The organism is Dakarella massiliensis (genome assembly GCF_001182045.1).
Classification (GTDB): Bacteria; Pseudomonadota; Gammaproteobacteria; order Burkholderiales; family Burkholderiaceae_F; genus Mesosutterella; species Mesosutterella massiliensis.
Window position 1 is genome coordinate 381,283 of sequence record NZ_CVTY01000006.1, and the last position, 20,487, is coordinate 401,769.

Here is a 20,487-nt window from a genome sequence, read left to right on the forward strand (position 1 = left end):
GACGGGCTCCAGCACTTGAAACCCTGCAGAAAGAGAATGAAGGTAAAACCGATTCCCGAGAAAACCGCGCTGCCGCCCGGATCGATGATCGGAGAGATGCTCGCGATGCAGCAGATCTCGCTCTCCCGCTTCGCCTCAGCGCTTGAGATGACTGAAACCGATGCCGAATCGCTCCTCGCGGGCAGCCTGCCGCTCACGGACGCGATCGCGAAGAAGCTGGAGACGCTTCTCGATCTCCCTGCGCACTTCTGGCTTGGACTTGAAGCGAGCTACCGCTCGGATCTCAAAAAATAAAGACGGCGTCAAAGACTGACCCCGTCTCCTCAGACAATTATCTGTGTCAGTAAAAAAGAAAACCTCCATTCCGTGAGTAATCAGGGGATGGAGGTCTTCACGTGCAGAAAGGCGTGTCAGCGTGCGGTTTTAACGCCTTTCTAGGCACCCGGAAGAACTGCCTCTCAGAAATTTATCTATTGAGACAGCCATATCCGTAGTCTACCTTTGCTGTACCGGAATTGCTAAAAAATTGAGGTATCCAGACAGATTTAGGTTATACGGAAAAGCTGAAAAGAATACAGGCAAGCCTGTCAGGCGTAAGGGCGGGATTCGATCCAGGCGTAGATATCAGCCGCGCGCCAAGCGACGGACTGAATGCCGATTTTTAAACTGCGTGGGAATCTGCCTCTTATGGAATCCATGTAAATTGAGGTTCTGCTCCTGCCGGTGAGCCGGACCACTTCTCTTATCCGCATCAGACCGGGATGTTCTTCTCTCAGTTTTTCATAGAAATCTGTAGTGACATAGTCAAGGGCATTCCACGCAGAGGGCTGGGAATCCTTGGAAGAAGCGGAAAATCCAGTGTTTTTCATTTAACTTCTCCTTACTCAGATTAAAAAGCCTGTCAGGGAATCAAAACCCAATCTGACAGGCGGCCTTCCAGGGCGAGCGTTGCCTGCCCTGTTTCGGGCCAGAAGCCCGAAAGGTAATTCGTAAGAGAGTTAATAGGCGAGGGTATAGCCCCGCCCAAAGATTTTCCTGATGCCGCTTTTATAGCGTTTTCTCAATCCGATTTCATCCGGATTTTCTTCTTACCAGTCGTGCAGCTCGTATTTGCCGTTCGAATCCGCGGTGAGGCTCTGCTTCGTCACCGGGTTGTAGTAGGCGGGTTTCCCGTTCACTTCACCATTCGCGCGGAACTTGCTGTTCTTGATCATCTCTTCAAGCTTCTGCTGATTCTCTTCCGCCTGCTTTTTCAGCTGCTCCAGCTGATACTCCGGAGTCCGGGTATAGGCGGTGCCTTGGATGTAGCTTTCGTTCCAGTAGCGGCGTCGCGCGGCGGTGAGGCGGACATTCTTATCGTGAATGCCGCCGAATTTATCGTACGTCGTGATGGTTTCGTATTTGTCGTCGAGGCAGCAGCTTGAAGAGGGCTCCCGATACTGAATCCGGAAGTTCTTGATGCTCGCGGTGTCCTACCTCGGATAAGCGACATTCAGGTATGTCCGTTTCTCCGGTGCCGGCGCTTTGTAGCCGCCCATCACGGCCCGGGCAGATTCAAGCGGCGAAAACGCGTCGTAGCCCTTCGCGAGCGAGACCTGAGCCGGCGCGAGGCTTACGCCGATCAGCGCGGCGCTTAAGAGAATCCAGGGTTTCATGACGCGGAGCCTCCATGAAGAAAAACGTGCAGGCGGGATGAGGGCAGAGCGCCCTTGCATCCCATCCTTTCTCTTCATTATAAAAATAAGAACGGAGGGAATCGGTTCCGCTTCTGTACGAAACGTGTCCCGTAACGAAAGATGCGCGATTTCGCAGTGACGGACTACTTTGAAACCGAGACATCCACATCCGGCGTGATCTGGAAGCTGTACTCAGGGTAGGCGGAGCGCATTTCGTCATAAATCTCACGCAGCCCATCCTCCGGCTTGATATCGAAACTCAGCACCACATCAAACCGGATCGCTTTCTTCGCTTCATCGAGGTAGAACCCGTGGCTCTGCACGACCCAGGGGTGAGCGGCAAGGCGCTTGCGGATATCGTCCCGAATACGCTTTGCCTTGTCGTCATGGGTGTTATAGGAATAGACGCCGACTCCGGCGAGCAGCACCCCCGTTTCCTTCATCACCCGGGATTCGACGCGGCGCGTCAATGCGTCCACTTCCTTCACGGTCATCGTGTCCGGGAGCTCGAGGTGGACGGAGGCGAGGTTTTTGCTCGGGCCGAAGTTGTAGACCACGAGGTCGTACGCCCCATGCACCTTCGGTTCCTCGCAGAGGATCTTCGTGATTTCGTCCGTGAGTTCAGAGTTTTCACGCTTCCCGAGGATGTCGTTCAGCGTGTCCACGATCATCCCGATACCGGCCTTGATAATGACAAGCGAAATCACCGCGCCCACATAGGCTTCAAGCGAAATCCCGGTCGCGATGAAGAAAAGGGCGGAGGCGAGGACCGAGGCCGAGAGCACGGCGTCAAACATGGCGTCCGCCCCGGATGCCTTCAGCGCCCCCGAGTTCACGGATTCCCCCTTCGCCTTCACGTAGCGCCCGAGGAAAATTTTCACCGCGATCGCTACCGCGATGATGAGGAGCGACACCGCGCTGTAGTCCGGCGTCGCGGGATTGATGATTTTCTTAACGGATTCGACCGCTGACGTGATGCCGGCGTAGAGCACAAGCCCCGCGACGATAAGCGCGGTCAGGTATTCAACCCGCCCGAACCCGAGCGGATGCGCTTTATCGGGCTTCCGGGCGGAGAGCTTTGTGCCGCCGATCGTGACAATCGACGAGATCGCGTCCGTGAGATTATTCACGGCGTCGAGAATCACGGCAATCGAATTCGCGGTGAGTCCCACGGCGGCCTTGAAGGCCGCGAGAAGGACATTCACGACGATCCCGACAATCCCGGTGCGGACAATAACGGCTTCTCTATTCATGCTCATGCAGCGCCCTTCTTTTCAATCACTTCCGTATTGTCTCGGCATTGTAGCGAGCGGGGCGAAGAGTGAACAGATTCCCGGGGATGCCGGGGGAAATTCCGCTATTCCGCCGCGCCCAGCGTCTTTTCGCGCTCCGTGAGCCGCAGCTTCGCGTTCGCGAGGTGACGCTGCATCAGGCTTCGGGCGTCGTCCGCCCTCTGATCCCGGATCGCGTCAAAGATCGCCTGATGGAAGGTGAGCGATTCCTCTCGTCGCTCCGGGCTCCAGAGCGTGAGGCGCCGGGACGCTTCGAGGAGCTCCGCGAAGAAGTGCCAGAGAATGATGAGGAGGCGGTTCCCCGCCATCACCGCGATTTCCTGATGAAACCGGTGAGAGGCTTCCTCGGCGGACTTCTCATCCGTAATGGAGTCATTCAGCAGGTCGAGCGACGCCTGGAGGGTCTTCAGGTCCGACTCGGTCCGGTTTTTCGCCGCGAGCTCCGCCGCGTACCCCTCAAATAAAATCCGGAGGTCGAAGAGTTCAGAGAGCGTCGCGGAATCCGGCGGCGCGAGGAACGGCCCGATCTTAGCGAGCACCTCACCCGGATCCGTCTTCTGCACGAAAACGCCTTTTCCCCGCACCTGCTTCACGATTCCGAGGTACTCAAGCGACTTCATCGCTTCGCGGACCGGGATGCGGCTGACGCCGAGAGACTCCGAGATATCGCGTTCGCTCGGGAGCGCGTCCCCCGGTTTATATTCGCCTGACACGATTTTCTCGCGCCAGATCTCCGCGATCTGACGGTACAGCGTGTCGCTCTCGCGGTGCAGAGCCGGTGTGGTGGTTTCACTCATGGTTGTTACTCTCTCTTATTTTTTATCGATGAAAAAAGCCCGGCTTCTTTGGGGTGGTCCAAAGCGTTTGCCGGGCTTTTCTTTGTCCTTCCTCAGAAAGTCATTCTAAGGGGAGAACGGCGGTCAGAGCGTTTTGAGGATTTCTTCCTCAACCGCCTGAGCGTGCGCCTGCACGTCGTCATAGCGGCTCTTCCCATAAGAGTCCATCGTGATGAGGAACGGGCCGAAGTGCTTCGTCTGAAGCGGCCACATGGCTTCCGGCATCCCGCACTCGTACCAGTACGGGTCCTTTGTTCCGGTCACGCCCTTCGCGAGCACCACGGCGCAGCCAGGAACGGCCTGCGCGTAGACCTGCTTATATTTCTGCATCGCTTTCCGGGTGCCTTCCGCCATGCCGCCTTTGCCGATCAGGATCTTGACGCCGATACGGCCGATGAAGTCCGCGTACGGTTCCATACGGATGGAGGTCGTGGGGCCGATCACGGAGAGATACCAGTGACCCGCCTCATCCTTCTTCATCACGGGGCCGGCGTGGAAGATCGCGGCGCCCTTCAGGTCTTCGGGGAAAGGCTTTCCGGCTTCATCCAGCGCCTTAAGCCGCAGGTGCGCCTGATCGCGCGCCGTACAGACCTGGCCATTCAGATAAATGATGTCGCCGACATGCAGCTTCTCAATCGTCTCGTTATCAACGGGGAGCGTCAGTTCATACACTGCCATTTTTATTCTCCAACCTGAAAGAGTTCTTCCGTGTGACCGTCCGGGTAGAAGCGGATGCCGAAGCGCCGCGCGACCCAGCAGTGGAAGTTGATGACGACAGGGAGAATGGCGGTGTGGGTGGAAGCCCAGCCGATCTTCACGGCAAGCGCCGACGTGTCGCCGCCGATGCCCGCGGGGCCGTTCCCGAGCTTATTGATGTCGGCGAGCAGTTCCTGCTCGAGTTCATCAAAAAGCGGATCCGGGTTGTGGTCGAGCCAGTTGCGGGTCGAGATCGCTTCACGCGAAAGCTTCGCCGCGACGTCCATCTGGCCGCCGAGACCGATACCGAGGGAGAACGGCGGGCAGGGGTAGCCGTGCGCGCCGACCTGGCCCCGGGCGCCGGTGACGGTGTCGAGGACGAGCTGCTTCAGGCCCTTGTAGTCTTTCCCAAGCGTCGCGGGCGTCAGGATCTTCGCGACATTCGGAAGCTCCGCGCCGCAGCCCTTCGCACTCACGATGATTTCGCAGTAGGGGAGGTCCTTCTCGTAGCGGAGCTCATAATTCGGAACGCCGCGGCCCGTGGAATCGCCCGGGTTGAAACGGGTGAGCGGATGCACGATCGAGGGGCGGATGTAGCCCTGCTTCGTCGCGTCGACGACAGACCGCGTGATGTTATCGATGAGGTTCGAGAGGTTCGGCTCATAGGCTTCGCCCCAGCGGATCCAGACAGACGGGTATCCAGGCGACTGGCACACCGGCTTATCCTCGATCCCGGCGAGACGCTCGTTCTCCACCATCGTTTCGAGGAATGTCTTCGCCGCGGGGTTCGTTTCCTTCTTCGCTGCTTCTTTGAGCAGGTAAAGGACGTCCGGCGAAATACGGGTGCACATCTTGTGAGTCAGGTCGAAGACCTGCTCGTACGGCAGTTCTAATTTAGCCATAGTGTCTCTTCTAGTTGGTTATGAGGCTTGTCAGCGGAGCTGAGAGGAGGTGTGTGACTCCAGACAGCGTGTTTCTCCTGCCTCAGAAGGCCAGCGTGTGAATCAGGGCCGCAGGCTCTGAGACCGCTGTCCGGTTCGTACGCCCGGACAGGCTTAAAGCACAGAATACACAGACTTCCCGTCGCCGGTATGCCTGTTTTTTCCCTTTATGGGATACCGGTATACCAGTTGGCGCACGCTCAATATAGCTCGAAAGGATTAGAAAATCCAGCCCGAAAGAATGATATGAGAACGGAAAATGTGACTTTGTATAGCGTTGATCCCCGAGTATTGGGGGTTTCAGACGAATGAAGATCGTTCTCAATCCGTTTTGCGTAATACGGAAGAAATCCCCCTTCAGAAACTTTTTGAAACGGAAAAGGGCCGGACCTTCCCGCTGACTCCCGGGAAGAGGGGATGAAACGGGGGAAACCGGTTTCTGTATTACATCAACAACTTCAGTTATCAAATAATATTTGATAACTGAAGTTTGCGGTTTAAATAACCGTCTGAAATTCAACACGAACCCGAAATCGATTTTCGTTAGCCCGTAGACCGTAATACGAAAGAGCGCGAAAACGTTATTCCAGAGTCCGTTATTGAACTGAATATCAGGGTCAGATTACGAAATCAATTCTCTTAGTTATGTCTCGATATCAGAGGAAGAGCCGCGAGGAGCGGAGAGGTGTTTTCTCCCGTTTTGAGTGACCGCGGAAGATTCCGGAATAACGCTGGTTTCCGTGAAATGTAACAAATTTTTAACTTCGTCAATCGGGTTAAAATCGCAGGGTAAGTTATACCGAGTCCCAAGCTTTCCGACGCACGCAGGAACCGACAGAGATGGGGGTGGAATGTCTCCCGTTCCGGTTCCTTGAAGATGTGAAAATCAGTACTAACCGGAGTAGCATTGGAATACGGTTCCGGAATTATCGATCCCGGACCCGATCAACCCCTTTTCATTGAAGCTGAAACCGAAAATGATTATCGACTTAGTCAAGTGGGACACACGAAACCCGAAGCTTCTCGCGTGGAAATTCCCGTCACAGGAACTCTCCACCTGGACGCAGCTGATCGTTAACGAGACGCAGGAAGCGTATCTCGTAAGCGGCGGCGTCTACGAGGGGCCGTATGAGGGAAGCCGCCACACCCTCTCGACGCAGAATATCCCGATTCTCCGGAATCTCCTCGGGATCCCGTTCGGAGGGCAGTCGCCCTTCACGGCTGAGGTCTGGTACATCAACAAAGCCGCGATCCTCGACCTCAAGTGGGGAACACCGGACCCGATCCAGCTGAAGGATCCGCTTTACGGCGTGATGGTGCCGGTGCGGGCGTTCGGACAGTACGGTATCCGGATCCGGGACGGGAAGAAGTTCCTCCTGAAACTCGTGGGGACGCTCCCGAGTTTTGACGCCGAGTCACTCAACAACTACTTCAAGGGCATCTTCATTCGGAAAACGAAGACCCTGATCTCTGAAACGATCATTCAGAAAAAGATCTCGGTCCTCGATATCTCGATGTATCTCGATGAGATCTCGGATAGCCTCCGGAATCTCTTCGCGGAAGAGCTTGATCAGTACGGGATTGAGATTGTCCGGTTCGACGTGATGTCGATCAGCGTGCCGGAGGATGACCCCTCTGTGATATCGCTTAAGGCCGCGCTCGCCCGCAGGGCCGAGCTCGGGATCCTCGGGAACAACTATCAGCAGGCCCGGAGCTTTGACGTGCTGGAAGCCGCGGCGAAGAACTAAGGGACCACCGGAGCCTTTGTCGGAATGGGGCTCGGAACAGGGCTCGGCGGCGCGATGAACCCGATGGCACAGGGTTCCGGTGCCGGCGCGGTGATCAACACGAATCCGCCCCCGGCTCCAGAGGCGGCTCCCGCCGCGCCTAAGGCTGAAACGATCAGCTTCAAGGAAAAGATTGAGATGCTGAAGCAGCTCGGGGAACTCCGCGCCCAGGGCGTGCTGACCGAAGAAGAGTTTGCGACTGAAAAGAAAAGGATTCTGGGATGAACGACATCAAGCTGAAGTTCGTATTTCTGTCGATCCTCGCGTTCGTCGCGGTGATCTTTATTCTTGCGGTGCTCGTGCCGTCTGACCTTCGGAACGGGTACTTCTACGCCGCGGCGTTCCTCACGGCGCTGAGTGTCGCGTACCTCTTCATCATTCCGACCTGCCCGGGGAAGAAGGGGATGGATTCGGCGCTCGCGGGGCTCGGGATCGGGATTTTCTTTGGCGGGCTGCTCGCCGGGGTCGCGCTGCTCTCGCTTGTCTTTTCGCTCTGCGGGTTCCTGAAGCTGTCGCTCGCGACCGACGCCCTCTGGGTGCTTGGGCTCGGCTGCCACTTCGTGTTCAGCAATGTCACGATGAAGCAGGTGTCCAAGCTCGCCGAGGAAACGAACGCGTTCCCGTGGAATAAGCAGGTCGCGTCCGATCTCCGCACGATTCAGGCGAAAGCGAAGGATGACGAGGATAAGAAGATCCTCGAGCGTCTGATTGACGCCGCCGCGTTCTCGAACCCGAAGCAGTATCCGGCCTCCGAATCGCTTGAGAAGCAGATCGTCGCCGCGGTGGGCGAGCTCGAATCGAGCCTCGGTGACGCGAAGGCCCTGAACGATAAGGCGCAGGCCCTCTTCCGGCTCTTCAATCAGCGGAACATTCTCGTCAAAAACGAATTCAATAAAGGCTGAGTGACATGGCTGACTTGAAAATCCGCTGCGACAAATGCGGATCCGAACTCACGTATAAGCCCGGCACCGAGACGCTGGTCTGCGCGTACTGCGGGAATACGGTGAGAATCCCGACCCAGGTCGTGAATCCGGAAGATATTACGGATACCGACCTCATCATCCCGCTTCAGATTCAGGGGGATGCCCTCACGAACGCTACCCGGGTGTATATGACACAGGGCCAGTTCACGCCGGATGATCTCGTGCAGAAGGCGACGATCACGAAGCAGTGGCTGAAGTACGTGCCGTTCTATCTCTATCACGGCGAATTCCACGCGAACTGGACCGCGTCCTTTGGCTATAACCGCCGCGAAGGATCCGGGAGCAACAGCCGCACTGTGACAGACTGGCGTCCGGCGAGCGGCACCGTGAGCGGCCCCTTCAGTCTCCTCGGCTACGCGGGGAACGAGGTCGACAGGAACTGCGCTGATCTTCTCGCGGATCAGGACCGGTCGAAACTCGTGCCGTATGACGCCAAATTCATGACGGGGTTCCCGAACGACAAATTCGCGCTTTCGGAGCGTGAAGCCTATCAGACGTATGTCGAAGATCGGGTTGCCGCCCTGGTGGCCTCTGAAGTGAAGGCCAACGCGCAGGGCGATGAGCAGAAAGACTGGCACTGGAGCGGCTCTCAGTCTTACGAGACGAAAACGCTTTACCTCCCGGTTGGTCTCAGTGTCTTTGAGTACGAAGGGAAGGAATACAAGGTCTGGGTGGACGGCGTGGATCCCACTCGGTTCACGGGGGATCCTCTTCCGGTAGACGATAAGAAGCAGAAGTCTTCTTACTATGGCTGGATCTCGTTTGGTCTCACCTTGGTTTTCTCAATCGCGTATCTCTTCGGGAAAGACGCCGCGCACGCCTCGGGCTGGATGGGAGCCGCGCTCCTTCTTACCGCGCTTTATGCCCTGATCCGGAAGTTCGTGATGAGCTCCTACTCGAAGAAACTCCGGAAGGCGTTTCTCACGCAGGTTCAGGCGGCGGATATTGATACATCGCACGCCACTCAGGAGCAGCTTGCGGAAATCTCTAAGAGCTATAAGCTCCCCGAGAAGCCGTTCATCGCGAATACGGCGAACGACAAGTTTATCCTCCCGATTCTTTCAATCGCGGGTCTGGCCTGTATCGTGGGACCTGGCGCGGTGGAAACGACGGGGAGCGGCACCGCTGTGACGACGTCCGCTCCGGCGAGAGCGCCGAAAACCGCGGCGCTTGCTGAAACCGCCAGTTCATCGGCTGCTTCCAGTGAAGAGAAGAAAGAGGAGGATGACGTTCTCATTCATCATGGTCATGGGGCTGATGAAATTGCCTTGAATATTGCTGAGGCAATTCATCCCTACCCAATGGATCAAGCTTCCGGGATTTTCGACAAGATTCTAGATAGCATGAAGACAAATCCTGCCCGTGTTCAGACCTACATAAACCAAATCCGGGGATTGCCGGTTCCGCCTAAGGGCGATCGGAAAGCTTCACGGGCCTTCAATCGTGAAGCACTGGAGCTTCTTCATAGTGGTCAGACAAATGCGGCGATCGATAAATTCGCAGAGGCTGTCAAGGCTGATCCGACGGATATTGAAGCAGTCAATAATCTGGGGTTTGCGCTTCTTAAAGATGAGCGTGACGGAGAGGCTGAATCTGTTCTCTATTCCGCTTTGACGCTTAATCCAACTCGGGCGGAAGGGTGGTTTAACCTCGGAGATGCCCTGGCGAAACAGGGGCTTGTGGGCGCGCCTGAAGCCATGATGCTGGGCTACAGGTTCTGCAACGACAACCGCAAGCAGAAAACGAAGCAGCTTTGGAATCGTCTGATTTCAGATCCGAGCACCAATCCTAAGGTGGCTGATGCTATGGTCACTGCACTGAGCACGATTTAGCAGCGTGAAAGCGGTCAGCAGTAAAAGAAGGCAATGACCTGACTGGTCAGTGTCAGGAAACGGGAGCCCTGAGGATTATCTTCAGGGCTCCTGTTTTTTTCACCGCTATGAGGAATTGAGGGTAATGGGTACGTCTTTTCTTCGGTCCTTGTTATGCTGTCGGGGAACCACTTTGCTGTATTCCGGGCGCGGCGAGATGCGAATCAGTTAAAAAACACGGTTCTGACCTCACCATCAGAGTGGACCTCCTCCCGCAGAAGCCCTGAAATCAATGAAGGCGGCACAGGTGATTAGAATAAATCGCGTAAAGCATTGCTTAAAACCCATCGAAATATCTCTCAATTCATCCTAGATCATGAAGATTTATAAGAAGAAAAGCATCAGGAAAGGTCAGAACAGCGTCAAGTGTTATCAGATATTGGGTAAAACCGTTCTCAGGAAAGAAAAGAATGACGCCATTAAGAAATATGCTTTCTTCGGGAAAAAATGGGGTATTTTCAAGCAGAAAAAATCGGAATTAATTGAAGGAAAATCCGTTAAACAAGCGGTCGAACCCATACCGCAGGCGGCTAAGCCCATCCCGGAAGACCCATACAAGAAATGGGTCAGGCGTCTTGATACTATTTACGATCAGGACGTGGTGATGATGAAGGAGGCAATTTCCAAATTTAAATTGCTTCCTAAATTCAGTGTTGTCATGCCGGTATATAACACCGACATAGGATTTTTAGAGAAAGCTATCCATAGCGTTCTGGATTAGACCTACCCTTATTGGGAATTATGCATTGCGGACGACGCGTCTCCTGATCAAACAGTCCGAGACTGTATCGCGAGCTATGCGGCAATTGATAACCGGATCAGGTACGTTTTCCGTAAGAAAAATGGGAATATCTCGGTTTCATCGAATGACGCGATTAATCTGGCGACCGGGGAATTTATCGTCCTGTTTGATCATGATGATATTTTGGATATATCAGCCTTGTTTTGCCTGGCTGAGAGGATAAACGCCCTCGGCGGTAAGGTTGACCTGCTGTATACCGATGAAGACAAGATAGATGAAGACGGAAACCGGTTTAATTCCTACTTCAAACCGGATTGGAACCGGGCGCTCTTTCTCCAGCAGAATTTTATTGCGCATCTCGGATGCTACAGAACCGCTATCGCGAAAGAGATCGGCGGATTCAGAGCCGGTTTTGAAGGATCTCAGGATTACGATTTCGCGCTTCGGTTTATCGCTCGCATTTCAGAGTCAGGAATCAGCCACATCGACCGGATTCTGTACCATTGGCGCAAGGTTCCGCAGCATCATTCGTTCAGCACTGATTTTCAGGATAAATCTGACGCGGCCGCGAAGCGGAGCCTGGAAGAGCTGTTCGCCCCTCGGGGATGGAAAATTGAGCCATCCAAAACGATGGTTGGCTGTTGGCACTGGGTGCTGCCGGAGCCTGCGGACGAACCCCTGATCAGCATTATTAATCCCACCAAAAATCATGTGGAACTAATAAAACGATGTGTTGACAGTATTCTCTCCAAAATCACTTATAAGAATTATGAAATTCTGATTGTGGATAATAAGAGTGAAGAAGAATCAACCATTGAGTATTACAAAGAGCTGAGCGGAAAAGAAAAAGTCAGGCTCCTGCATTTTGATGAGCCGTTCAATTACTCAAAGATAAATAATTTTGCCGCCCGTTCCGCTCAAGGGGATTATCTCTTGCTGCTGAATAATGACACCGAGGTGATCAGCGGCGATTGGCTTGACTCGTTTATTAAGAGATTCGCCGCCGATCCGACCGTCGGTGTGATTGGCGCGAAACTGCTCTACCCCGATGGTTCGATCCAGCATGCGGGTGTTGTGACGGGAATCTACAAGGTGGCTTCTCATCCGTTCAGATTCCAGAAAAACGATCCTTCCTTTGGCTACTGCAGTCTGGACCGGTATGTCAGTGCGGTGACCGGGGCCTGTCTGATCATCAGGAAAAGCTTATTTGATCAGGTAGGCGGGCTGGACGAAGAGAAATTGCGGATTTCCTTTAACGACGTGGATCTATGCCTGAAGGTAAAGCAACGTGGGTACCACATCCTGTGGACGCCGGATGTCATTCTGAACCACTATGAAAGCCAGACGAGAGGAAAGGACGAGACGCCGAAGAAAAAGCTGGTGAACTTCAATGAACGGAAGGCCATGCTCGAGCGGTACGGGGACAGTCTCTTTTTTGACGAGTTTTATAACTCGAACTTATCCCTCGATTCTGAAGGCTATGAATTTACCCATTTCCCGAGGAAGCAGAAGCCTTGGAGAAAAGACAGTATCGATTTTCTCTGCCCGTTTCACCGCGGTGACGTGATTGTCGGATTAGCAGTGGCGGTAACCTACAGCGCGCTATCCGATAAGAAGCTGTCTTTCCATATATCCAGGGATTTATATGACTGGATTGCGCCTTTCCTGTATTCGGGTCTGTTCAGAATTATCAGAAATGAAACAGGGTTGCCTGCTGCCGCGGAAACGTTTGGAAAATTTAATGAAGCGATGGAAAGGGTTGTCACAAGACCTGATTTTTCGGGGAAATTAGCGACCTCTCATAATGTTCTTCCCTTTGAGCAGACAGGGACTGACATTGTCACGAGCATGCTGCTTGGGCTTGGACTTCCTGCTGATACACGGCTGAAAAGGCTGTCTGCTTTCAGGGTTCCCCGGAAGAGAGAACATAAAAAAAGGATCCTCATCCATCCTTATGGCTCATGGAAACTGAAAACTCTGCCTTTGGAGACGATAGAAAAAATCATTGAGATCGCTCATCAGCAGGGGTATTCGGTGACTCAGGTGGGAGGCGCTTCGGATAAGAAAATCGCAGGATTTGATGACTATTGCCTCAGGAATGAAGACGTTGTTTATTGGTTCTCGCTCTTGAAGGACTCCGCCTGCATTGTGTGCTGCGACAGCTGGTTCAGCCATTTCGCGGCCTTTATCGATTTCCCCTCAATCACTTTTTATGGCTCCACCTCCGCGCGGCACTGTTCCTCAAGGGAGCACTTTGAGGCGGGATGGTCCAAGTACCTGGTGATTGATTCCAGCTGTGAACTGGCTCCCTGCAATTCTCTGACCTGCAAGCTTGATAACGGCAGTGTCTGCAAGGGGTTCAGGTGGGATAACAGGATCGCTGAATTTATTGCTGAACTGTCAGAGGAGGGGAAAGACATCGGTGAGTAGTGCCGGTGTTTCTGACAGGGTGGCTGATTTTCCGAGCAGGAAAGTGGAAACAAAAACCCCGAAAGCGTGATTGCTTCCGGGGCTTGGATACCTGCACGGTTTACGGCGAATCTCAGTTAGTGAAGCGGTAAATCTTTTGGAACTCCGCATCTTCTTTTTCCGGACGGATGATGTATTTTCCGCCCTCGTTTGCGGAGATGCGGAAGGAATCAGTGCCTGCCGCGAAATGATGCATCAGACGGCTGCTTCTCTCATCGCACTGGGTTTCGAAGAGCGAGCACCCGAGGAAATACTGTTCCGTCTTTCGGATTCCCAGCACGTCAAGGAGCGTCGGGGCAAGACTGATACTGGTTGTGCCTTTGGCGTCCAAAATCTGCGGCTTCACCATCTTTCCATACAGAATGAGCGGAATCTCAAAGTTCGACCGTTCAGTCTTCTGATGGAAGGACTTGCGGTATTCGGGGGTCGGAATCACGACTCCATGGTCTGACGTGATGACGAGGAGCGTGTTGTCGTAATACGGACTCGTTTTGAACCAGGAGATAAAGTCCCCGAGCCAGTGATCGAGGTTATGGAATTTGTTGTAGTAGCTGTTTGACCCATCGCCGTATTTCAGGTCTGGGCTGTCAACGCCATGATGAGTGCCGGCGGTGTACATGCCGATAAAGAAGGGCTTATTGTCCTTGTAGTCGGAGAGCACCTGTTTCAGACTCTGGAAAGCGAATTTATCGCTCCGCGGGGGTTCTCCCGTCCAGCCCAGGTCATCAGCGCCGTACACACGGGTGAAGGCGAAAGTTTTTAAGTACGAGGTCATGTTGCCCGTACTGAGTTCGTTCGACAGGAAGTACGTATTGAAATGATGCTGATTCAGAATCGCAGGCACTGACACCAAACCGGATTTCGATAATTTTTTGATCTTATCGTGATCCATCTGACCGAACCCCTGGTTACCGACATCCGGGGAAAAACCCGCTTTATATTGCCATAACGAATACAGCTGCCCCCGCAGCCCCCGATAGGTAGCGTAGGTGTGGTTGTAGTAATGATCAAATGCCAGGCTGTCTTTATAGAGCTGGTCATACGTGGGGGTCAGATTGCGGGATGAATGATTTTTGTAATCCATGACCTCAGCAGAAAACCCCTCAACAAAAATCACGATGACATTTTTGATCGGTGTGTCTGGTGAGAAATAATCCGCCCCGGCGGTCTCGAGCAGGCTTTGGCTGACGACCGCAGGTTTCCGATATTGCTCACGGATGGCGGCATTTTGTTTGGGGACGAAGTAAACGTCGTGAATCACGGCTTTCGCGAGGTGCTTGGTGCTCTTCAGAACGCTGTTCTGAGTGAAGGCCAGAACGATCATCAGCACACCGACCACGGATCCGGCGGCCACGTAGATTTTCTTCCTCACTTTCACGTTTTTCGTGGAGAAAATGGCGAAGAACGAGGGGAAAAACACGATGGCGAAAATAAAAGCGAGCCAGATCTGTGCTTTCACCCCGATCGCATTGTGGGACGACAGATTCATCACGGTGAGCGGCACGATATAGATGCCGGTTGACACGATAGAGCACATCTGAAGGGCGACGATGAACTGAAAGATGCCCCAGAGCGCGGCGCGGATGATGAACGGGAAGAGCAGAACCGCCGCGTACACCAGGGTCGCCTCCGCGCAGTATTTGGCGAAGTGGAGGTCAGTTCCTGAAAGCTTGAAAACCGTCAGAACTGTGAGAAACGTGACGATTAAAGGAAGCAGCAGCCTGGCGCAGATTTCGGATCGAAGAGACATGAGTGAAGCAGATGATCAGAGATCAGGAAGTGAACTGAAGAACAAAGCGTTAGATCATAAATCGTTATAAAAAAGATGTAAATGATCAATATGACTGGGGGTCGGATAATTTTCGCTTTGGCTGATTCGGAATCAGTGGATCCCGGCTTTCTTAAGAGAAATTGGCTTTGAAGCGGTAGCAAATCAGTAATAACAGAGTCTGGCGGAATGACTCGTTTTGGGTACGACTAATTTGGATCTTTAAAGCAGGCATTAAAAACCCCGGAGGCTTTCACACCTTCGGGGTTTGCCGTTAAGCATCTACTCGACTCAGGAATACGTCGGGAAGCGATCATCCGGCCCGTAGACTGTTTTCCGGTAGGCGTCCGGAATATCTCGGTGCTCAAGGAGTTCGTTCGCCGCTTCCATCACGTCCTCAACCCGGATTTCCCGCATGCATTCGCTGATACCGCAGCGGCCGCATCCGCGCTGTTCGCAGAAGTGGCATCGCCCGGGGCTGATCACGACGCGGCTCGCGTCGTTTTCCCACGGTCTCCAGCGGCCCGGAATCGTCGCACCGAAGAGAATCACTTCAGGGGTCTGAAGGGCGGCCGCCATATGAGCCGGCGCGGAGTCAACCCCGATAAGGAGCTTCGCGTCATCAATCAACGCGGTAAAGGTCTTCATGGAAGGGGTCTTGCCGATCAGAACAATCGGCTTCGCGACTTTAAGAAGCGAGACGATCTTTTCAATCATCGTCCGTTCTTCGTCAGAGGGCCCCGACGTGATCACGATCTTTTCATCCTGGCTCGCGAGGCGATCGAGCATTTCAGCCGTCCGTTCCTCGGTCCAGCACTTGAAGAAGAACCGCGCCGCGGGGTGGACGAGCACATAGTCCTTGAGCCCCCCGACGAGTTTTGCGGCTTCCACGCGCGCTTCATCCGGGATCGTGAGCTTCAGCCCCGGTACTTCTTCCTCAGGCACCACAACGCCAAGCGCCCGGAGGTGATCCATGTTGAACTGCGCGATGTGGCGCTCACGCGGGAGCACAAGGCTCGCCATGTGAGTGAAGCTCTTGTTATAGAAATTCAGCCCCCCGAAATGCTTCGGGCAGGAGATGCTCCGCTTCGGCTTCAGGATGCGGGCGAGCCACATGCCGCGGTTATGCGTCGTGAGGTGAAGGAGCGTGTCGTAGTGATTCGCTTTCAGCGTCTTCAGAAGATTGATTTCAGCCGCGAGCTGCTTCTTCACGCCCATCTTCTTCCACTTCTGATCGATCGTGTAAACGTTATCGAGATCCGGATTCCCGGTCAGCATCTCACGCGTGCTGTGATACACCAGAGCGTCGATCCTCGCGTTCGGGTACTTCTTCCGCAGAAAGCCGATGAGCGGCGTGGTGAGGAGGACGTCTCCGAAGTAGCGGAGTTCCGTAATCAGTATGCGTTCGAGTTCCACAGCGGTGCGGTCCGGATTGATAAGAAAGAGGGACGGCGGGGCAGGAGAGATCTTTTGTTTCTTCTCTGTCCGCAGAGTTCCCCGATTTTAATAGATACGGGAAAGAGTGACGGCGGACGCTATCCCGCGGTTCAATGAGGGAGGGGAGAACAGACTCTCGTACTTCTCAAATCGGGATTTGCTTTTCGTGCTCATTTCGCGCGCCATATGAGCACGAACGTTTGAAGAAATCGCTCTTCACGGTTCTGAGTCAAAGAGCTGACGCTCCCCTTCGGGGTAATAAAAAGGCGCTGTCTCCAGGGAGGAAGACAGCGCCGTCTCGCTCTAAGCGGATGCCTTACAGGTCATCCACCAGAGCTGAGCTCTTCGCGTAAGCGGTGACACGGGCTTCGAAGAAGTCGGTCTTCACCATGTTCGCGTTCGCGTACTGGCTGACCCACTGCATGGAAGCCGGTTCCTGAGCGTGGCTCGGATCGTAGGGCTCATAACCCAGCGTCATCCAGCGGAGATTGCCGAGGTAATTGATGTAGTCGGTGATCATGCCGGGCGTGAGGCCGCGGACCTTGTCGCCGATCACATAATGACCCCATTCGATTTCCTGGCGGACGCCTTCCTTCAGCATATCGAGAAGCTCGGCCTTCAAGTCGTCCGTAAACCACTCCGGGTGCTCCTTCTGGAGCTCACGGAAGATATTCCGGAAGAGCCAGAGGTGCGTGTTCTCGTCGCGGTTGATGTAGCGGATTTCCTGCGCGGAACCCGGCATCTTCTCGTTCCGGCTCAGGTTATAGAAGAACGAGAAGCCGGAGTAGAAGTAGATGCCTTCAAGGATGTAGTTCGCCATCACGACACGGATGAAGTTGTGCTCATCCGGGTGATTCAGGAACTCGTTATATTGCTCGCCGATGAAGGTGTTCCGCTTCAGGAGATGCTTATCTTCCTTCCACTGGTAGAGAATCGAGTTCCGCTCTTCAGGCGAACAGATCGTGTCCAGCATATAGCTGTAGCTCTGCGAGTGGATGCACTCCTGGAACGTCTGAATGTTGAGGCAGAGGTTCACTTCGCTCGACGTGATGTAGCTCGAGATGTTCGGGAGGTTCGCGGACTGCAGCGAATCAAGGAACACGAGGAAGCTCAGAATCTTGTTATAGGCGTTTCGCTCCGGCTCCTCGAGATTCGGGTAGTCCTTCACGTCCTGCGCGAGATTGATTTCCTCCGGCACCCAGAAGTTATTCATCGCCTGGCGGTACCAGTCAGAGACCCACGGGTACTTGTGGTTATTGAAGTCGTTCAGGTTCGTCGGGTTTCCGCCCACGATCTGAATTGCGCCGATATCAGTATCCCCCTGGGGGTTGAACAACGGTTTTTTCTTGAACATTTCTTTAACTCACTCCATCAGGACGAGCAGGACTCGCACTCTTCAACTTCAAGCGACTTGCTGCGGATGTAATAGATCGTCTTCACGCCGCACTTCCACGCTTCGAGGTAGAGGTTAAGCACCTTTCTCATCGTAAAGTCGTTCGTGATGTAGAGATTGATACTCTGCGCCTGGTCAATGTGACGCTGACGGACGCCGCAGGCCCGGATCGACCAGTTCTGATCGATGAGGTGCGCGTTCTTGTAGAGCCACCAGGTGTCGGACGAGAGATCCGGCGCCACGCGCGGGAGCAGCCCGTTCTTCTTCTCTTCGAGGAAGTAGCGGTTCATGATCGGGTCAATGCCAGGGGTGGTGCCGGCGATAATGCTCGTGCTTCCGGTCGGCGCGATCGCCATCAGGTAGCCGTTTCGCATGCCGTACTTCGCGACATCGGCCTTCACATCATCCCAGTACGGGGTGTTGTAGCCGCGCTTCTCGAAGAACGCGCCGGTGTCCCAGTCGCTCCCCTTATACATGCCGTACGTGCCCTTGTCCTTGGCGTTCAGAGCGCTCGTCTCAATCGCGGAGTGCGCGATACGCTCAAACACCTTATCGACAAAGGCAAGGTGCTCCTCGCTCTCCCAGCGGATGCCGTGCTTCGCGAGCATGTGGTGATAGCCGCTTACGCCAAGCCCGATCGCGCGGTAACGTTTCGACGTGATCTCGGCGTACGGGGTCGGGTAGAAATTGAGGTCTATCACGTTATCGAGCGCGCGGACGACGCTTGACGTCAGGTGCTCTAGATACCCCGGCTCATCCACCGGAATGCGGCCGAGGTTGAGGCTCGCGAGGTTGCAGACCACGAAGTCACCCGGTTTCGTCGTGGTGACGACTTCAACCGTGCCTTCAGACGTCTTGATCTCGCGGCTCACGCTCTGAATCGGAGCCGTGTTCTGCGCGATTTCCGTGCAGAGGTTCGAGGAATAGATGTGGCCGCAGTGGGCGTTCGGGTTCATCGCGTTCACGAGGTCGCGGTTGAAGATGAACGGGGTGCCCGTTTCCACCACGGACTTCAGGAACAGACGCACCAGATCCTTCAGGCTGATCTCACGCTTCGTGATGCGATTATCGTGCACGCACTCGAGGTAACGCTTCGTCCACTCTTCGCCAAAGCTGTCCTCAAGGTTGTAGCCGCGGACCTGGCTGATCTCATGCGGGCACATCAGGTACCAGACACCGTTAAAGTTATCGCGGACCTGCTGCCAGAAGTAATCCGGGACGCAGAGCGCGGGGAAGGTGTCATGCGCCTTCAGACGGTCATCGCCGTTATTCGTCCGCATCTGGAGGAACTCGGGGATATCGCGGTGCCAGATATCGAGGTAAACCGCCACGGAGCCCTGACGGACACCGAGCTGGTCCACGGCGACCGCCGTGTCATTCACGAGCTTGATCCAGCGGGAGACGCCGCCTGCGGCGCCCTTGAAACCCCGGATGTCGCTTCCGCGGGCACGGACCTTGCCGAAATAAAGCCCCATGCCGCCGCCGAACTTGCTCACCTGAGCGAAGTTATCAAGGCTCCGGTAGATGCCGGCGAGGCTGTCAGGCACGGTGTCAATGAAGCAGGACGACAGCTGGTGATAAGGCTTACGGGCGTTCGCGAGAGTCGGCGTCGCCATCGTCACTTCGAGTTTCGACAGCATGTCGTAGAACCGCTTCACGTACTGCATCCGGACGTCTTTCTTTTCCGGCATCGCGAGGTGAAGCGCCACGCCGAGGAACAGTTCCTGCGGGCTCTCGAGGATCTCGTTATTGTGGCTCTTGATCACGTAGCGCTCGAGCACGAGCTGAAGGCCGGAGTAGTTGAAGAGCTTATTCCGGTTCTCATCGATCAGGCCGGCGGCCTCATCAATCTCTTCCTTCGTGTAGTTCTCGAGAATGTACTTCCCGTAGAGGCCGTGCTCCGTGAGGAACATGAGCTTCGTGTAGAAGTCCGTGAGACCGAGGTTCTGCTTACGCTGCGCGAGCTTCCGCTTGAAGCTGTGGCAGAGGAGCCGCCCGGCGATCTGCTCGTAGCGGGGCGCGTTCTGCGTCGTGAGCTCCACGGCGGAACGGATCAGGGTGTCGAGCTTCTCGTCGACACTCGCGGTGGGCGACACCTGGGAATTGAACTTCGCGGTGAGGACTTCAAGCGAATACTCAGGCGCCTTGAAGTCATTCTGGATCTCGAAGAGGCAGCCATCGAGGTCGCTGTCACCCGTCGCAACAGAAAGCGCGAGGCGGCAGGTACGGAGTTCCGTCCGCTTTTCGCGGTACAGAATGAAGTTCTTCGCGACCTGGTAGTGGCCGCGCTGCATCAGAGCTTCTTCGACACGGTCCTGAATGGTTTCTACGGAGCAGCCCGGTGTCACGAGAATCTGCTTTTCCACGAGATCAAGCAGCTCGTCGAGATCGTCGGGTTGTTCAATGCCTGTGCTCTTAAACGCTTTCGTAATAGCAAGGGCAATTTTTTTGCGATCGTACTCTTCGGTTTGACCGCTTCTTTTAGTTATCAGCATTGAGTAACCTACTGTCAGAGTGGTTAGGATGAGAATTGGCTTTTCAGCTGTGTGTGAGTGAGCATTTTACTAGGGAATGTTAATCCGCGCTTAATAAAACC

At 54.5% G+C, this 20,487-nt stretch carries 18 protein-coding genes and 1 pseudogene; 8 read left to right on the plus strand and 11 right to left on the minus strand.

Features of this window, described 5'->3' with window-relative positions; all coding sequences use genetic code 11:
• The first annotated feature begins 36 nt into the window (after nucleotides 1-36).
• Nucleotides 37-294 carry a hypothetical protein gene (locus tag BN1936_RS05575; protein ID WP_022444832.1) on the plus strand — a complete coding sequence of 86 codons (258 nt, stop codon included), beginning with the start codon at nucleotides 37-39 and terminating at the stop codon, nucleotides 292-294.
• A gap of 293 nt (nucleotides 295-587) precedes the next feature.
• On the opposite strand, the gene BN1936_RS05580 is transcribed toward BN1936_RS05575, so the two are convergent.
• The 7 genes from BN1936_RS05580 to BN1936_RS05605 all read right to left on the minus strand — a co-directional run bounded on the left by BN1936_RS05580 (nucleotide 588) and on the right by BN1936_RS05605 (nucleotide 5,402).
• Nucleotides 588-869 carry a helix-turn-helix transcriptional regulator gene (locus tag BN1936_RS05580; protein WP_022444833.1) on the minus strand — a complete coding sequence of 94 codons (282 nt, stop codon included), beginning with the start codon at nucleotides 867-869 and terminating at the stop codon, nucleotides 588-590.
• 219 nt (nucleotides 870-1,088) lie between these two features.
• The gene (locus BN1936_RS11820; RefSeq protein WP_022444834.1) at nucleotides 1,089-1,214 is read right to left on the minus strand and encodes a hypothetical protein; all 126 of its coding nucleotides are present in this window, start codon (nucleotides 1,212-1,214) and stop codon (nucleotides 1,089-1,091) included.
• A gap of 258 nt (nucleotides 1,215-1,472) precedes the next feature.
• Nucleotides 1,473-1,655 (minus strand): hypothetical protein, encoded by a 183-nt coding sequence (locus BN1936_RS05585; protein ID WP_022444835.1) that lies wholly within the window; start codon nucleotides 1,653-1,655, stop codon nucleotides 1,473-1,475.
• Between the two features lie 164 nt (nucleotides 1,656-1,819).
• Entirely contained in the window at nucleotides 1,820-2,935 is a 1,116-nt protein-coding gene (locus tag BN1936_RS05590) for a cation diffusion facilitator family transporter (RefSeq protein WP_022444836.1), read from the minus strand.
• Between the two features lie 98 nt (nucleotides 2,936-3,033).
• Complete coding sequence (locus BN1936_RS05595) at nucleotides 3,034-3,765, minus strand: FadR/GntR family transcriptional regulator (protein ID WP_022444837.1); 732 nt, start codon at nucleotides 3,763-3,765, stop codon at nucleotides 3,034-3,036.
• A gap of 123 nt (nucleotides 3,766-3,888) precedes the next feature.
• Nucleotides 3,889-4,482 carry a FumA C-terminus/TtdB family hydratase beta subunit gene (locus BN1936_RS05600; protein WP_022444838.1) on the minus strand — a complete coding sequence of 198 codons (594 nt, stop codon included), beginning with the start codon at nucleotides 4,480-4,482 and terminating at the stop codon, nucleotides 3,889-3,891.
• A 2-nt stretch (nucleotides 4,483-4,484) separates the two neighbouring features.
• Nucleotides 4,485-5,402 (minus strand): fumarate hydratase, encoded by a 918-nt coding sequence (locus BN1936_RS05605; protein WP_049686845.1) that lies wholly within the window; start codon nucleotides 5,400-5,402, stop codon nucleotides 4,485-4,487.
• A 1,016-nt stretch (nucleotides 5,403-6,418) separates the two neighbouring features.
• Between BN1936_RS05605 and BN1936_RS05610 the strand changes: the two genes are divergently transcribed.
• The 7 genes and pseudogenes from BN1936_RS05610 to BN1936_RS11925 all read left to right on the plus strand — a co-directional run bounded on the left by BN1936_RS05610 (nucleotide 6,419) and on the right by BN1936_RS11925 (nucleotide 13,254).
• On the plus strand, nucleotides 6,419-7,189 hold the full coding sequence (locus tag BN1936_RS05610; RefSeq protein WP_049686960.1) for an SPFH domain-containing protein: 771 nt from the start codon (nucleotides 6,419-6,421) through the stop codon (nucleotides 7,187-7,189).
• Nucleotides 7,190-7,213: 24 nt separating this feature from the next.
• Nucleotides 7,214-7,453, plus strand: coding sequence for an SHOCT domain-containing protein (locus tag BN1936_RS05615; protein WP_053101826.1), 240 nt, complete (start codon nucleotides 7,214-7,216; stop codon nucleotides 7,451-7,453).
• Nucleotides 7,450-8,130 carry a hypothetical protein gene (locus BN1936_RS05620; protein ID WP_022444841.1) on the plus strand — a complete coding sequence of 227 codons (681 nt, stop codon included), beginning with the start codon at nucleotides 7,450-7,452 and terminating at the stop codon, nucleotides 8,128-8,130. The genes BN1936_RS05615 and BN1936_RS05620 overlap by 4 nt, the downstream gene beginning before the upstream one ends.
• A gap of 5 nt (nucleotides 8,131-8,135) precedes the next feature.
• Nucleotides 8,136-10,043: a tetratricopeptide repeat protein gene (locus BN1936_RS05625; RefSeq protein ID WP_049686846.1), complete on the plus strand. Its 1,908-nt coding sequence runs from the start codon at nucleotides 8,136-8,138 to the stop codon at nucleotides 10,041-10,043.
• Between the two features lie 355 nt (nucleotides 10,044-10,398).
• Nucleotides 10,399-10,803, plus strand: coding sequence for a glycosyl transferase family 2 (locus BN1936_RS05630; protein ID WP_022444844.1), 405 nt, complete (start codon nucleotides 10,399-10,401; stop codon nucleotides 10,801-10,803).
• A gap of 12 nt (nucleotides 10,804-10,815) precedes the next feature.
• Nucleotides 10,816-11,094 (plus strand): annotated as a pseudogene (locus tag BN1936_RS11920) (glycosyltransferase); the annotation flags it as partial.
• Nucleotides 11,095-11,214: 120 nt separating this feature from the next.
• A complete protein-coding gene (locus tag BN1936_RS11925; protein WP_407919250.1) occupies nucleotides 11,215-13,254 on the plus strand; it encodes a glycosyltransferase in 2,040 nt (679 codons plus the stop codon).
• Between the two features lie 112 nt (nucleotides 13,255-13,366).
• On the opposite strand, the gene BN1936_RS05640 is transcribed toward BN1936_RS11925, so the two are convergent.
• From BN1936_RS05640 to BN1936_RS05655, 4 genes are all read right to left on the minus strand, one after another.
• Nucleotides 13,367-15,043, minus strand: coding sequence for an LTA synthase family protein (locus BN1936_RS05640; RefSeq protein ID WP_049686848.1), 1,677 nt, complete (start codon nucleotides 15,041-15,043; stop codon nucleotides 13,367-13,369).
• Nucleotides 15,044-15,352: 309 nt separating this feature from the next.
• The gene (gene rfaQ / locus BN1936_RS05645; protein WP_049686849.1) at nucleotides 15,353-16,477 is read right to left on the minus strand and encodes a putative lipopolysaccharide heptosyltransferase III; all 1,125 of its coding nucleotides are present in this window, start codon (nucleotides 16,475-16,477) and stop codon (nucleotides 15,353-15,355) included.
• A gap of 337 nt (nucleotides 16,478-16,814) precedes the next feature.
• The gene (locus BN1936_RS05650; RefSeq protein ID WP_022444851.1) at nucleotides 16,815-17,852 is read right to left on the minus strand and encodes a ribonucleotide-diphosphate reductase subunit beta; all 1,038 of its coding nucleotides are present in this window, start codon (nucleotides 17,850-17,852) and stop codon (nucleotides 16,815-16,817) included.
• Between the two features lie 17 nt (nucleotides 17,853-17,869).
• Nucleotides 17,870-20,386: a ribonucleoside-diphosphate reductase subunit alpha gene (locus tag BN1936_RS05655; RefSeq protein WP_022444852.1), complete on the minus strand. Its 2,517-nt coding sequence runs from the start codon at nucleotides 20,384-20,386 to the stop codon at nucleotides 17,870-17,872.
• Nucleotides 20,387-20,487 lie beyond the last annotated feature (101 nt).